The sequence below is a fragment of the Alistipes muris genome (assembly GCF_943193205.1).
GTDB classification, from domain to species: Bacteria; Bacteroidota; Bacteroidia; order Bacteroidales; family Rikenellaceae; genus Alistipes; species Alistipes muris.
The window spans coordinates 43,165-57,632 of record NZ_CALPDD010000005.1; the positions used below are offsets into that span (position 1 = coordinate 43,165).

General features: G+C 45.1%; 13 protein-coding genes. 12 read left to right on the forward strand and 1 reads right to left on the reverse strand.

Going from position 1 to position 14,468, the window contains the following annotated elements:
• Positions 1 to 24: 24 nt before the first annotated feature.
• Positions 25 to 1,068, reverse strand: coding sequence for a linear amide C-N hydrolase (locus NFR47_RS04055; RefSeq protein ID WP_420838554.1), 1,044 nt, complete (start codon positions 1,066 to 1,068; stop codon positions 25 to 27).
• Between the two features lie 319 nt (positions 1,069 to 1,387).
• On the opposite strand from NFR47_RS04055, the gene NFR47_RS04060 reads away from it, so the two are divergent.
• From NFR47_RS04060 to NFR47_RS04115, 12 genes are all read left to right on the forward strand, one after another.
• Positions 1,388 to 2,608, forward strand: coding sequence for a site-specific integrase (locus NFR47_RS04060; RefSeq protein WP_251214306.1), 1,221 nt, complete (start codon positions 1,388 to 1,390; stop codon positions 2,606 to 2,608).
• Between the two features lie 4 nt (positions 2,609 to 2,612).
• Positions 2,613 to 3,050 carry a hypothetical protein gene (locus NFR47_RS04065; protein WP_251214307.1) on the forward strand — a complete coding sequence of 146 codons (438 nt, stop codon included), beginning with the start codon at positions 2,613 to 2,615 and terminating at the stop codon, positions 3,048 to 3,050.
• Positions 3,051 to 3,292: 242 nt separating this feature from the next.
• Entirely contained in the window at positions 3,293 to 3,688 is a 396-nt protein-coding gene (locus tag NFR47_RS04070) for a helix-turn-helix domain-containing protein (RefSeq protein ID WP_251214308.1), read from the forward strand.
• Between the two features lie 4 nt (positions 3,689 to 3,692).
• Positions 3,693 to 4,142: a hypothetical protein gene (locus tag NFR47_RS04075; RefSeq protein WP_251214309.1), complete on the forward strand. Its 450-nt coding sequence runs from the start codon at positions 3,693 to 3,695 to the stop codon at positions 4,140 to 4,142.
• 30 nt (positions 4,143 to 4,172) lie between these two features.
• Positions 4,173 to 5,162, forward strand: a complete 990-nt coding sequence (locus NFR47_RS04080) for an AAA family ATPase (RefSeq protein WP_251214390.1) — start codon at positions 4,173 to 4,175, stop codon at positions 5,160 to 5,162.
• Between the two features lie 232 nt (positions 5,163 to 5,394).
• Positions 5,395 to 5,742, forward strand: a complete 348-nt coding sequence (locus NFR47_RS04085) for a helix-turn-helix domain-containing protein (protein WP_251214310.1) — start codon at positions 5,395 to 5,397, stop codon at positions 5,740 to 5,742.
• Positions 5,743 to 6,476: 734 nt separating this feature from the next.
• On the forward strand, positions 6,477 to 7,724 hold the full coding sequence (locus NFR47_RS04090; protein WP_251214311.1) for a hypothetical protein: 1,248 nt from the start codon (positions 6,477 to 6,479) through the stop codon (positions 7,722 to 7,724).
• A 469-nt stretch (positions 7,725 to 8,193) separates the two neighbouring features.
• Positions 8,194 to 8,976, forward strand: a complete 783-nt coding sequence (locus NFR47_RS04095; RefSeq protein ID WP_251214312.1) for a hypothetical protein — start codon at positions 8,194 to 8,196, stop codon at positions 8,974 to 8,976.
• Positions 8,977 to 8,995: 19 nt separating this feature from the next.
• A complete protein-coding gene (locus NFR47_RS04100) occupies positions 8,996 to 9,709 on the forward strand; it encodes a hypothetical protein (protein ID WP_251214313.1) in 714 nt (237 codons plus the stop codon).
• Positions 9,710 to 9,832: 123 nt separating this feature from the next.
• Positions 9,833 to 12,268 carry a type I restriction-modification system subunit M gene (locus NFR47_RS04105; RefSeq protein WP_251214314.1) on the forward strand — a complete coding sequence of 812 codons (2,436 nt, stop codon included), beginning with the start codon at positions 9,833 to 9,835 and terminating at the stop codon, positions 12,266 to 12,268.
• 15 nt (positions 12,269 to 12,283) lie between these two features.
• Positions 12,284 to 13,318, forward strand: coding sequence for a hypothetical protein (locus NFR47_RS04110; protein WP_251214315.1), 1,035 nt, complete (start codon positions 12,284 to 12,286; stop codon positions 13,316 to 13,318).
• On the forward strand, positions 13,311 to 14,468 hold the full coding sequence (locus NFR47_RS04115) for a restriction endonuclease subunit S (RefSeq protein ID WP_251214316.1): 1,158 nt from the start codon (positions 13,311 to 13,313) through the stop codon (positions 14,466 to 14,468). The genes NFR47_RS04110 and NFR47_RS04115 overlap by 8 nt, the downstream gene beginning before the upstream one ends.

Consider the following 14,468-nt stretch of genomic DNA (forward strand, 5'->3'; position numbering starts at 1 on the left):
AACATTCGTTTTCCGGGACTTGTGCTATTTCGCCGCTTGAAAGACGAACGGCTCGGCCGGGCTGAACTCTGCGCTCGTGTTCCCGGCATACCGTTTGCCCGAGGCCGGGTCGATCATCCCGACGGGAGCGCCTGCCGTGAAATCCAGTTCGTCGAAATCCACCCAGATAAGGAACGGATAGAGCACCGATTCGTAGTAGTAGACGCGGTTTTTCTGGTCGGCGACCGTGCGCCAGCGCGTCGACGAGATGTTCGGTTCGTCGGGCGTGCTGATGCCCAGCGGCACCGAGACGTTGCGGATGACGCTGAAGACCGATGCCACGGCCAGCCGCTGCTCGGCGGTTTTGGGAACCGCATCTATGTAGAACGAAGCCCGTACGAAACGGTCGGCCGCCCGGTTGGTGCCCGGCAGGAAAACGAGCCCTCCGATGCTGTTCCAATAGTCGTCGAGCGCCAGCTGTTTCTCGAATGCGGGCGAGTTGGTCATGACTTTGTAGGCGCAGTCGTGGTGGATGGCAAGTTTGCCGTCGATGTATTCAAATATGGCGCTGTCGCCCGTGGCGTCCGACACCGACAGATGGAGCGCCGCCATCCTCGTGCCGTCGGGCATCATGTCCGAAACCACGTCGAATTCGCCGCCCGAAAAGGCGGCCACGGCTTCGTCCACCGTCGCGAAGTTGTCCAGTACGTATTGCGTCCATGCCGAGACCGAGAGGGCCGGTTTGCGGCCGTCGTTCGCGGGGTATTCCGATTCCGCCAGCCACAGCAGATTCGCGGCCAGTCCTTTTTCGTTCATCCCGTCCGTCGTGCAGATGTCGTAGGCCGAGGTCACCACACTGCCGTATTTCGACGTCCATTCCAGCGAGTTCGCGCCCGCCGCTCCGTCGCGGCGCATGCCCCGCGGGAATACCCAGAGTTTGCTCTGCGGGTCTTCTTTCCAGTCCATCGTCCGGCCCGTCAGCGTTGTTTCTTCCGGGCCCGTGTATACTACTCTCGTGCACATTTCCGCTCTCGGTTCACTCCATGCCGCCGTCGCCAGCAGCAGTATCAGAATTGTTTTCTTGTTCATGTTCGCCCCTTTCGCAAATTGCGTGCTACACCTCTTCTTAGGGCCGGAGTTTTCGGATACGACACGAAAAACCTCTTACATTGCTGTAAGAGGTTGATTTTGAGTGTGACACCGACAGGACTCAAACCTGTAACCTTCTGATCCGTAGGCATAATTCGGCTGTTTTTACGAATTTCGACCGATTTCTACATCTGTTCGTAATTGTTTGTTTTTCAGATGTAAATATAACTATTTTCTTTCATTCTGTTTTTGTCTATTTCTATTTATTTTGTAGTTTTGTGTATAAATTGTGTGCCCGATTCCGAAATTTATACACAAAATGAATTACGCAAAAGACGGTATCACGGTCGCGGCAATGCTCGATACGAGCCACCCGAAGAAAAGCGGACTTTATCCGGTTCGTATTCGGGTAACCTATGCCCGGGATCGTCGATACTACCCGACCGGAAAAGATATGACCCCGGAGGAATGGGATGTATTGCCGGCCTCGAAAGCCCGGCAGGCTGTCGCAGTCCGCAAGGACATCGAAAACAGCTATCAGATTGTACGATCTGCCGTCGAAGAGCTGGCTTCGGCGGGCAGCTTCTCTCTCGATGCTCTCAACGGTCGGTTGAAAGGTGCAGCGTCGGATACGGTAAATACGATGTTCCGGGCGAAGATAGAGCATTTGCGAAAGGCTGAGCGTATCGGCAGTATGCTTGTCTACGATAACGTGTTGAAAGGGTTGGAGCGTTTCTCTGGTGAGCATATCCGGTTCGAGGTAATCACGGTCGCGTGGTTGGACAAGTATGCTGCATTTCTGCACAAGGAGGGAAAAACACAGACGACTGTTTCGATACACTTGCGTCATCTGCGAGCCATCCTCAATGAAGCTCGACGTCTTGGCGTAGTCAAGGAGGCGCAATATCCGTTCGGCCGCGGTCGCTATGAAATACAAGCTGGTGAAGGACGCAAGCTGGCGCTTACATTAGAGCAGATCGGACAAATCGCCCGTTACGACGACGGAACCGACACTTCGGCCAAATACCGCGATTATTGGCTGTTCCTCTACTTGTGCAATGGCATCAACGTCGCCGATTTCGTGAAGTTGAGGTATCGGGACATCGTGAACGGCGAAATTTGTTTTGTCCGGCAAAAAACGGAACACACCACCAAAACTCGCAAAGAGATTCGAGTTATTGTCACCGAACAGATGCGGGCCATTATCGACCGACGAGGCAATGCGCCAGCGCCGGAGCGATTCATTTTCCCGATTCTCGACGGGTCGGAAGATGCGATGAAACAAAAGATGAAAACGATGTATCTGACCAAAGCCATCAACAAACGGATGGCGGAAATCGGCCGTGTCCTCGGAATAGGCAATATCTCGACCTACACCGCCCGGCATTCGTTTGCTACGGTCTTGAAGCGCGCAGGGGCCAACATCGCCTATATCTCCGAATCGCTCGGGCACAGCGACCTCAAAACGACGGAAAACTACCTCGCCAGCTTCGAGCGCGAGGAGCGGCAGAAGAATGCGGAATTACTCACGCAATTTTAGCATTATGGGACGGTATAAATACGATAAATTTTTAATGCAATTCTCATTAGAAACTCGTGAGGCAATTGCAAAAGAGTTGGTTGAATGTCATGGAGTCAATAGAGACGATTATGATTGGTGCAATATTGATATTCGAGTAAAAAAGGCTGATCATGCACAACGGCATAGATTCAAGGAGACTCTCGAAAAACTTCAAAATTATATGACTTCGGATGTTCTATTGTGCGATATGAATGGTAATGAGAGAGCTTTTCCTTTGTCGTCTTTTCCGGATGAAGAACGTGCTGTAACCGTTGGGCAGTTTTCAAAGATTACAGGACGTAATCGGAAAACGGTCGAAGATTGGATGCGCAAAGGATTAATCGTGCGGTTTGATTCGGGTATCGGGCCCAGAAAAATCGATATAGAAGCAACCATTGAAGAAATTTGTAAAAAATTATGATTTTTTTGACCGGTAAAAATAGGTTTTTACTGGTCAGCCCATTTACATTAGGTTACATTTAACTATTGTGTTGCCCAGTATTTATCTTGCTTTGCTGGGCATGCCGTTTACATTTATTGGCATTTATTACTTGGTTATCCGCTATTTACGTTTTGGATTCGTATTCCTCACCTTTGCACTATCAACGTTGAGCAACCCGCTCGGCCGGCGGGAAATGTCAAATCGTTAAATAGTGTAAAGTTATGGATCATTCCGTAATTGTAACTACTCCAGCGCAGCTGAAAACCATCATCGACGAAGCGGTCTGCGCCATCATTCCGAAACTCGCTGACTTCCGGCGCAAGAACGAAGCCGTCGAAACGGACGGCATGACCGTTGAGAATGCAGCCCGGTTTCTGACTGAACAGGGCATCCCCACTACACGGTCTTCGCTCTACAATCTTATCTACAAAAATTCGATTCCCTATCGCAAGTTCGGACGACGTACGGTCTTCTCGAAAAAGGAGTTGCTTGTGTGGATTGACGAGCGTCTGACGCGTCCTGTGTCGAAACGTTCGGAGGCCGCATTGCGGATTGCTCGAAGTGTTGAAAACAAAGGCTGTTCCGTGCATTCGTGCGGCACTTTTAAAATCGGGTAGCCTTATGGAAACTCTCGAAACCATCAAGCTCGATAAGATGCGGGAGTTGGCTCGTTACCGCCAGCGTCCCGATGCAAAGCCTTACATCATCAATAAGTTGGAAGAGCAAATCAAGGTATTGGAGCATTGCGTAGACCTCAACGACAGCGGAGTGGATAATCGGTTGTTGATTTTGTTGAGGGACACTCTCTACAAAGCTTTGTACGTCGAGAACCGGGACGACGCATTGATTGTGGGCATGAGACTAACATCCAATCCCGAAATCAAGCGTATCGGATTGGCTGATTTAATCTATACTGCAAAGTTCGACGACCCGCAAAAAGGATTGTACGAATTGTTGGAAATCGAGGCGTGCGACCGCCGGGCCATCATTACACACAATCCGGCCGATTCTCCGAGTGCTCGGTATGCGTTCGACTTGATTCTCGAAGGTCTCGATCACTTCAAAATGTAGGCGGTAATGGGATTCGTAGATGATTGTATCATGAGCAAGCCGGAGCAAAGCGCTAAAATTGACATTTCGGCACTTATTATCGACTTGTCCGAACGAGTGCCCGATCCGCAGCCGATCGTGCGAATTCGGGGTAATTTAATCGCTTCTCGGGGTAATGTCTCCGCTGTGGTAGGATTGGCCAAGTCAAGAAAGACTTTTTTGACGTGTGCCGTGGCTTCGGGCTTCCTTTCCGATTCGGAGTTCATGGGGTTCGATACGCCCGCTACGGGTAAGGTGGTCTATATCGACACGGAGCAGTCGAAAGCCCACGTCCATAAGATCGCCCGGCGGATTCTTCGGAGCATCGGACTACCCACTGACCGCAACCACGATAAACTGATCGTTGCGGCGTTGCGGGAGTTGACACCCGATCAGCGCAAGGAGGTTACTTCCGAAATTCTGCGACGGTATAAGCCCGACCTGCTGATTCTCGACGGTGTGGCCGACCTCTGCAACGATCCCAATGACTTGCACGAGTCCGAGGCCCTGACGTGCGAGCTGATGCGGTGGAGCAGCGAGTACGACAACCATATCCTTTGTGTGTTGCATTCCAATCCCGGCGGCGAAAAAGCTCGTGGACACCTCGGTTCGGCATTGCTCCGTAAGGCTGAAACGGTCATGCTCGTCAAGGCCGATAGTGCTACTTCCGTCGTTTCGCCGCAGTATTGCCGGAACGAGCCGTTTTCGGAGTTCGCATTCCAGATCAATGCGGCCGGCCTACCAGAGCCGTGCGGTCTGCCGGCTCCTCAACCAAAAGAGGATGTATTCGCCGAGGTCATGGAGAGCGGTAAAGTCTATTCGCATTCGGAGTTGGCAGAATTGATTCGTGAACGGTTGAATGTAAAAGAGAGCGGGGCCAAGATGAAAATCTCCCGTGCTGTCAAGGCCGGTAACATCGTGAAGAACCAAGCAGGCGGTTATTACCTCCCGGGGTCGCAAGTCGAGGTTTCACAACCCGAGTTGCACGATGAACCTTTCTGAATATCTATGTCTTGTTACAGGCTTGTGGGAGGCGGGTCACAGTCACAACCCCTTATATAGGGGTGTGACTTTGTGACCCCACCCGCCCCAAACGGCTGGGAATTTTTCTTGTCCGATGTGTGCGACCGCTCCGAAATCATCTGATTTTGGGGCGGTTTTCTTATGCTCACTCTGTTTGGATTCTCATCATATATCTGAGAAAAGAAATCAAGTAAAACTTAATTCTTTTCTTATGAAAAATGATTTAATTACGGACGACACTCCGATTGCTATGCTGATTGTAGGACCACAAAAAGAACTTTGGACTCTTTTTGGGTGCATCATGGAAAATCCGACCTCGGTTCAACCCTCGGATAAAGAGGTTATGAATCTCGAAGAGCTTGTTCGGTTAATGGGTTGCAGCAAGTCCACTATTTATAAATTGGTCCATCAGGGTAAAATTCCGTTTTGCAAACTTGATCACGGCGGGCGCAAACTTTATTTCCTGCGGAAAGATATTCTCGACTGGTTCCAAAGTCAACGCATACCTGCCATCGAACAAGAGGATAAAAAGTGCGCCCGCAAATTATGCCGGAGATAGCGGCATTTTCCGGTCTTGTCGGCTTAAACGTCGTGTGAGAGCGCTCACATGATGCGAACCGGCTTGGAATGCAATATTTCCTACGGCGTTTTCTACGAGATTTGCGCAACAATACCCCGATGAGTGTTGTCCGAAGCAAAAACATTTTCTATCTTTGTCATGTCGCGTAAGCGGCGGACATATTGATGAAAGTGTTTCGCTTTTATCCTTGACAAGAAATCTGGAAAATTTCGCAACCGAAGGATAACGACAACACTCATCATCTGTTTCGGTATGCGTACATTCCGCGGCCTTTCTCGGCCGTATCTTTATTACCCCATACTGAACAGGTGTGGGGTATTGTGTTATGTTTATTTCGGTTGGGCATTCCAGAGCCTCTTGTTAGATAAACGAACGACTCCACACTTTCTGTTTCTATACTAACCCGCCATATCAGGAGTCGGATGGCAACAAAAAATTTGTTGCTATGATCTATTATCAAGAGACCTTGCAGGTTTTTAGTTAGACTATTATGCGGCAAGATTCATGGGAAATTTGGCCGGGATTTGTCTCACTGATTTTATCATCATATTTAAGGCATTTTCTTTTGTGAGGATGTACCTGCATTACGCAGTGGTGCCCTATAAATTATTGATGGTACTTAACGAAGATGTCTTGATTTGTTTTGGGAAATGGATGCCTGCTAAGAAATAACATCAAGATCACACAAAATCAAACACCAATTAATCTACTTTATGAAACGTTTTTTACTGCTTTTATTCGCGACTTATCTGTGTTCAACCTCCTATGCAGAAGAGCAAACGAAAACCTACACCATTAAAGGTAAGGGAGGGTATCATTTTATAATATGTCGTGGAAATTTCCAAAATGGAATGTTATCCGATGGGCCTATTTATTTATCGTTGCATCCGGAAAAAGGCAGAGATTGGAACATTGTTTTAGAGGGGACTTATTGCTCCGACTCAACATGCACATTCTTGGGAACTTACAAAGAATACCGTGGCCCTGTTTTAGGTTGTTATGGCACCGTATATAACAACAAAGAAAACCGCACCATTTCAAAAAAGTCATCAGCAAAAGAGTGGGAGATTGATCTGCGGTTTTACTTGTTTATTGACAACGATCCCCAAATTAAAGCGATACCCGAATTTCGATTCCAGTTTTCTACCGAAAAAGAATCAATTGACTGGAGCTTCTGGGGCCATACTATTAATAACTGTATTGCTGCAACTGTTTATTTTCCGAATGGATGCAAATATATCGGACCAATTATCCTTATAAATGGATGGTATATAGGTAAAGATTATGGTAACTTTAAGTATCAATATGTATGGCCCAACGGAGATTATTTCATAGGAGAATTGAAGAGTTCTAACTCGCACAAAGATGCGAATCCGCTAATAACTTCCGTTGTGAGCGGATGCTTCCATCTTGTTGATGGCAGCACATTGGGTTATGAAGATTACAAGATAAATTACAAAAAATTCCTTACCGAGCAAGACGAGTATCTTAATCCTTCTCAATTATTGCCAATTCTGAAAGAACGCAAGCAAAAAGAAGAAGCTAAGAAAAAGCAACAAGAACTTGAAAAGCAACAAGAAAAAGCCCGGGAGGAAGCCTTGCAACGAGAAGAACAACTGAAAAAAGAACGGGAGCAGCGAATTAAAGCAGAACAACGAAAAGCCCAACTTATTCGGAAATATGGATCAAAATGGGGTGTATTGCTTGCAATGGGCAAACTTGAGCTTGGCATGACAAAGCAGATGTGTCAAGAGGTTGTAGATATCGGCTCATACGACATTAGCAAACATGTATCTTGGGGACGCAATATTGAAACATGGAGTTTCAATTATGAGCGGGATTTGATGGAGCTGGAATTGACTTCTGGAATCTACCAAGCGTTTGGAATTACACCAAGAATTCGCAAACGCCGATATTCCCAGCTTGAATTTACGGATGGAGTATTGACGGCCATAAATTAAAGATATATTTTCCTTGGTATACTGTAGCGGGAATACCACAAGTCCTTTTTGATAAATTTATTACAATGCAACGATGCTTCTATATTTTGGTTTTCACTCTTTGGTGGCTTATTATTAGGAACCACAGTACAAGCTCAATCCATTTTGTACATTTAATGGCGTGACGGTACCCATGCCTCTTATGCCATGTTACGTGGATAGTCCGGATTCCGAAATTGCTTTTTCGACACAGCAGATAGATAATCAGGTTGTTGGAGTGTTTTTTGTTAAACCGTTAAATGCTATTCTTTGGATGCCTGCCAGTACAACTTATCTGTCGGATGAGAAGTTACTCGCCATGTAGAATCGGGCTGCGAAATTATTGTATTGACCTATGGAGGCTATAATAGTTTTTGGGGTACAGTCAGTAAGATTCGTTCTTATACCTTCGTAAACAATAGATTGGTCGAATATTCAGAATAATAGCTCTATGACATCACAACAACAGAATGTAATTTGGTTGTTGGCCATATGTATTTTGGCAATAATCATATACGCTTCTCATGACCTTCCCGAAAAGATTCGAGAAGCAGTGGATAGGCAAGAACAGCTTGATGTATATAAGAATGCAAAGGCTGAATGGGATGAATATATGGCGACAATTCGGGCTTGCGAACAAGAAATACCCAACACGTTCTCAACGGAAGTTGCAAAAACAGATGCGCAAGCGAATATTGACGAATGGAACAAACGGGCTGATATAGAAACCGAGAATGCGGAGCGCATTTTCTCGGTGGATATGAAGTATGTGGCTTATATTTCGACTCATCCCAATCCGGTTTTTCGAGATGAAGTGATCGCCGGAGAAACCGAAGGATGCTCCATCTACCGAAATGGCATTCGTCTGATCGACCGCCAGTCCGGGGCCTCTCGTCAAATTGTAGCTCCGGGACAAGACCCAATAAAGGAAAATATCGTCAATCTTATTTGGAATCTTGAGTCGGATGTCATCTATTTCACGAGCTATGGCGATACTGCCGGTTCCTCCGAAATTTTTAGTTACAGCCTTGCAACCCGAAGAGTCGCCTGCCTGTCCAGCGGAAATCTGGTCGGTCTTATTTTGGATGAACCGTATATCGGATATCTCAAAATCTTGAATTCTTGCTTTATCGAGGGACAGGGCGGCCGTTATTGGTACTATGCAGCCTTATCGCCGGACGGTAAAACAGAAATTCGTCTGACCGAACCCTCTATGGACATACATGAAGATTAACTCCTAAAAAAATGATATTATGACAGCTTTAGTTATTATCGTACTTATTCTTTTATTCCTGCTTTGCTGGTATATAGAAAGCTCCTTTTGGTACATTTACAAGAGTGACATGCGAAAAATAGGAGATACACCGGTACCCTTGCGATATAAAATCGGAGATATCGCCATGGGATTTTTATTCACAGCAGGTAGGTGGCTAGGTGTATTATTCATGCTCATAATCCCTCTTGGCTCAATAGGTTTAGCGCAAGACAATGCCTTATTTCAACATAAGGCTTTATGGTGGACGCTTGCTGCAATTCTTGAGATAAGTATATTATGGTTCTTATATTTGCGTGGATTGATCGAACGCTGGAAACAGATCGAATCGACTCCACACGACAAACAGCTGTTCCCTAAGATCAGAATTCAGTTTAATAATGTTACTTGGTTGATATTATTAATAATAGTACCTCTTACTTCAATGCTTCTAAGTCAAGGCAAATCATTAGATTTTTATTTCAACCTTCCTGCTTCTCAATATGAAACAAACAATACAGTCTTTTCCCAGATTTTACAGGAAGTCGCAAATACAGACGCTCACATACGTTCCACCCGAATGAGTGTCGAATATGGCTTTAGGGAATTATCAAACAGGTTATATAAGACAATTATAACCGGAATAATTTCGGCAACGGCCATGTTGGGTCTTTTAATCATCTATCGTACCCGTAAACCTGACGAGAACAAATAATTCTCCGCTTCAACCGGATGTAGCGGATTTTTTTCATACTTTTATAGCAAATATTGTATTCGCACACATGTGACGGGTGAAATAAATAATTGAATAAAAGGTATTTAATCATAGCAAAGCAATATGGCAGTCAAAAAATCGGAATTATATAGTACTCTTTGGAAATGTTGCGATGAACTTCGCGGAGGCATGGATGCAAGCCAATACAAGGATTACGTATTGGTGATTCTGTTCGTGAAATACATCAGCGATAAAAGTCGCAACGACTCCAATTTCGTGATAGACATTCCTGCAGGTTGCCACTTCGAGGATTTCGTCGCCCTGAAAGGACATGCCAACATCGGCGAGGAGATGAACAAGAAAATGGCGGCTTTGTCCGAAGCCAATCAACTGGACGGGGTGTTTATCGCGGATTTCGATGATGAAACCAAGCTCGGCAAGGGTAAGGATAAAGTCGAAACATTGAGCGGGCTTATCGGCATATTCCAGACTTCAGACCTCGATTTCAGCAAAAACCGCGCGGCTGATGACGACCTTATAGGCGATGCCTATGAATATCTGATGAAAAATTTCGCCACAGAAAGCGGCAAAAGCAAAGGGCAATTCTATACTCCGGCCGAGGTCAGCCGTGTCATGGCAAAAGTTTTGGGCCTTGATAAAGTTCACACTACAGCTCAGACGACCATCTATGACCCGACATGCGGGTCTGGTTCATTGCTTTTACGCGCAAAGGCAGAAATACAGAATAACATAACTTTATATGGGCAGGAGAAAGACAATGCTACAGTCGGATTGGCTAAGATGAATATGATTCTGCATGGCGAGCAGTTGACCGAAATTAAACAAGGCGATACACTCAATGACCCTCAATATAAGGAGGATTCTGGCTGTCTTAAAACGTTCGATTTCGTGGTGGCCAATCCTCCGTTCTCGACCAAATCGTGGCTGAAAGGCGCGAAAGAAGAAGACCAATATTATCGTTGGGGATCGTCAATCGGTATTCCGCCGGAGAAAAACGGCGATTACGCCTTTCTGCTCCATATCGTGCGGTCGATTAAACAGACGGGGTGTGGGGCCTGCATCCTTCCGCATGGCGTGTTGTTCCGAGGCAATGCCGAAGCGCAAATTCGGAAGTATCTGGTGGCGGAGAAGCGATATATCAAAGGCATTATCGGATTGCCGGCCAATCTTTTCTTCGGCACAGGCATTCCGGCATGTATTATCATCCTCGAAAAGTCCGAGGCTTCCAATCGTAAGGGCGTTTTCATGATCGACGCGAAATCGGGGTTCATGAAAGACGGTGCGAAAAATCGGTTGCGCGAGCAGGATATCCGCCGTATTGTCGATATTTGGCAGCAACAGCGCGATGTCCCGCACTTTGCCCGATTCGTTCCGCTGGAGGAAATCGAACGCAACGATTACAACTTAAACATTCCGCGTTATATCTCGGCTCCCGACACTGAAATTTTACAGGATATAGATGCTCATCTGCATGGAGGTTTACCAGCTCACGACATCGAGCAACTTGCCGCATATTGGCAGGTGTGCCCCTCGTTGCGCAATGATCTGTTCCGGCCGCACGACACTCGCACGGGATATTTCGCATTGAATTGCGACGCGGAAGCGGTTCGCGATACGATTATGGACAATGTCGATTTCCGCCGCCAGACCGAAATTTTTTATCGGAGTTATGCCGAGTGGTGCGACCGGCATCGCGCGACGCTCTATGATCTTACCGCAGGATTTGCGCCGAAACGTTTGATCGAAGCGTTGAGCGATTCGCTGCTCGCAACGTTCAAACACGATGAATCGCTGGTCGATGCTTATGATGTATACGATTGCCTGATGAACTATTGGAGCGAAACGATGCAGGACGACTGCTATCTGATTGCCGCGAACGGGTGGAAAGCGGAACTGTATACGCCGCAGCCGACGGTAAAAAAGAAAGATGCGAAACCGAAGGAGAAGAAGGCCTCGACGCCGGAAGATGTCGCATGCGATTTATTGCCTGTTTCGATTGTCGTCGACGAGTATTTCGCGAAAGAAAAGCGGTTGATCTCGGCTTCTGAGGAGCTGTTGAGCGATAAGGAAAACCAACTGAACGAACTGCTCGAAGAGCATGCGGACGAAGCATTCGACGAAGATAACTTCGCGGACAACAAACTCACCGACAGCAACATCAAAAAGCGAATCAAAACCCTCGACAAGAAATCGGATGCCGATGAAATCGCTGTTCTGATGCAATATCTTAAGTTGAAAGAGGATATTTCGCTGACGAAGAAAACCTTGAAGACCTTGAAATATAATCTGCTGACGGCACTGATGGTCACATACGCCGATCTGGCAGAAGACGATATCAAACGGTTGGTTATCGAAAAGAAATGGTTCGCGGCCCTTTCGGCCCGGCTCGACAGCGAAATGCAACGCATTGGCCAGCAACTGACCTCGAAAGTCTCGGCACTCGCCGAACGCTATGCACAGACACTTCCGGAAATCGACGCCGCAATCGCCGACCTCGAAGCCAAAGTTGCCGCACATTTGAAACAGATGGGATTCTAATAACCAAAATAAAATATGTGTAACGATATTATTATAGAAGTATTTAGCGAATATTCATGGTGGATTGCGACAATCCATTTTGCATTAGCCGTTCTGTTATTTTTTATAATCAATTGGATAGGTGCGCATTCTATTTCCGTAGGATATATGCAAATGGACATCGTTATAAAAGAAGAATCCGCACCTGCTTTTAATTTTCTTTTCAAAGTTATTGCTCCTATTGTTTTTCTCGTATTAAGTGCGGTTTTATTTCAAAGCCTCAATATCCCTCAATTAAATAAAAATTGTTATTTTATAGTAATATTTTACTGGTGTTTTCGATTGTTGTGGGTTCTATGTACAAATAGAGGGAGTTTGACCAACTGGTGCGAGCAAATCTTGTATTGGATAAGTTCAATCGGGCTTTCTCTATGGGTGTATTCTCTACTTGAAAGTGTTGAACAAATATTACCCACACCGCGTTCTTTGCTTGACCAATTATGGATTCTCATTATAATATTTGTTTATTCTACTTTGAATAAAATTCAGATATCGAGGGAGGGAACTATTAAGCGAAAAAATAAATATATAACATCCCGATACAAAAAATTCAGAGCAGAATACAATGATATAATAGCTGGATGTTATAACAATAGCACTTATGAAGCGATTACATACTCGATAATGATATACGAAGATTTCAATCGCCCGAAACTTATTAGATTGATTGAATATCTGCGCTTTTTCATTACTCGCAAACCTCACACATTAGGCATCATGCAAGTAACCACAGACAAATGGATTAATAATAAAAAATCCATTTATTTGGCAATGGAAAGAATCAAGCATAGCGGGGAAGAATATATTGAAAAATATAAGGACTATGAATACAGAAATTATTATGAATCACCGGGCAATATGGCAGAATACATTGCCAATAATTACAATTCCGGGGATTATACCTATGCATCTCAAATAAGAGAAGTTTTAGATTATATAAATAGCACCTTTTACGAAGGCAAGTTGCCTTCTTTATTCCCGCCAACTAAAGATACTCATGCAAATGAATAATATACCGCAAGGATATAAACAGACCGAACTGGGAGTTATTCCGAAGGATTGGGAGGTTGTGGAATTGGAACAAGGCTTAAGTTTTCAAGTCGGGTTCCCGTTTGTTTCTGAACATTTCAATGGAGATGCTATTGGGTTGCGCCTCGTTCGGAATAGAGATTTGAAATCGGATGACCAAATCATTTATTATTCAGGAAAATATCAAATAGAATATGTTGTTCATAATGGCAATGTATTAGTTAGCATGGATGGTGATTTTTTGCCGTGTATTTGGCAAAAAGGAGTTGCATTGCTAAATCAACGGGTTGGTCGAATTATTACAAGAACGAACTGGAACGAAATATTCTTATTTTACTTATTATTTGAACCGTTATCGCAAAAACAAGAAAAAACAGGAGCAACGACCGTCAAGCATCTTTCTCACAAGGATATAGAACAGATGCGTTGCCCTATCCCTCCGCCAATGGAACAAAAGGCTATTGCTGAAGCATTGAGCGATGTGGATGCGTTGATTGCGGCACTCAACAAGAAAATCGCAAAAAAACGCCTTATCAAACAAGGTGCAATGCAGCAACTGTTGACCGGCAAAAAACGACTACCTGGTTTCTCGGAGAAATGGGTTTTTAAGAAATTGGGAGAAATAGCGCGCATAAAAACAGGTAAACGGAATGGTGAAGAACAAGTCAAAAATGGTAAATATCCATTTTTCGTCAGGTCAAATGTTGTTGCTCGTATTGATTCTTATTCGTTTGACGGAGAAGCTATTTTAGTCCCCGGCGAAGGTGGAATCGGAGCTATATTCCACTATGTAAATGGGAAGTTTGACTATCATCAACGAGTCTATAAAATTAGCGACTTTGCCGATGCAATATACGGGAAATATGTCTATTACTATATGCAAAGATATTTTGGCGAGTATGCACTATCTTTGTCTGTAAAGGCTACCGTTGATTCCTTGCGACTTCCAACTTTTGAAGAATTTAGTATAGTTTTACCAAATAACATAGAGGAACAACAAGCAATAGCAACCATCCTTTCCGATATGGACAAGGAGATTGCGAATTTGGAAGCGCGCCGTGATAAGTACAAATTGATCAAAAGCGGCATGATGCAAAAATTATTAACCGGACAAATAAGATTACCTTTTTAA

What these genes read in the sequence shown, in the direction of transcription:
- NFR47_RS04100 (WP_251214313.1), top strand. Translation starts at nt 8,996, where the DNA reads ATGACAGCTTTAGTTATTATCGTACTTATTCTTTTATTCCTGCTTTGC.
- NFR47_RS04055 (WP_420838554.1), bottom strand. Translation starts at nt 1,068, where the DNA reads ATGAACAAGAAAACAATTCTGATACTGCTGCTGGCGACGGCGGCATGG.
- NFR47_RS04115 (WP_251214316.1), top strand. Translation starts at nt 13,311, where the DNA reads ATGAATAATATACCGCAAGGATATAAACAGACCGAACTGGGAGTTATT.
- NFR47_RS04085 (WP_251214310.1), top strand. Translation starts at nt 5,395, where the DNA reads ATGAAAAATGATTTAATTACGGACGACACTCCGATTGCTATGCTGATT.
- NFR47_RS04105 (WP_251214314.1), top strand. Translation starts at nt 9,833, where the DNA reads ATGGCAGTCAAAAAATCGGAATTATATAGTACTCTTTGGAAATGTTGC.
- NFR47_RS04090 (WP_251214311.1), top strand. Translation starts at nt 6,477, where the DNA reads ATGAAACGTTTTTTACTGCTTTTATTCGCGACTTATCTGTGTTCAACC.
- NFR47_RS04075 (WP_251214309.1), top strand. Translation starts at nt 3,693, where the DNA reads ATGGAAACTCTCGAAACCATCAAGCTCGATAAGATGCGGGAGTTGGCT.
- NFR47_RS04095 (WP_251214312.1), top strand. Translation starts at nt 8,194, where the DNA reads ATGACATCACAACAACAGAATGTAATTTGGTTGTTGGCCATATGTATT.
- NFR47_RS04080 (WP_251214390.1), top strand. Translation starts at nt 4,173, where the DNA reads ATGAGCAAGCCGGAGCAAAGCGCTAAAATTGACATTTCGGCACTTATT.
- NFR47_RS04110 (WP_251214315.1), top strand. Translation starts at nt 12,284, where the DNA reads ATGTGTAACGATATTATTATAGAAGTATTTAGCGAATATTCATGGTGG.
- NFR47_RS04070 (WP_251214308.1), top strand. Translation starts at nt 3,293, where the DNA reads ATGGATCATTCCGTAATTGTAACTACTCCAGCGCAGCTGAAAACCATC.
- NFR47_RS04065 (WP_251214307.1), top strand. Translation starts at nt 2,613, where the DNA reads ATGGGACGGTATAAATACGATAAATTTTTAATGCAATTCTCATTAGAA.
- NFR47_RS04060 (WP_251214306.1), top strand. Translation starts at nt 1,388, where the DNA reads ATGAATTACGCAAAAGACGGTATCACGGTCGCGGCAATGCTCGATACG.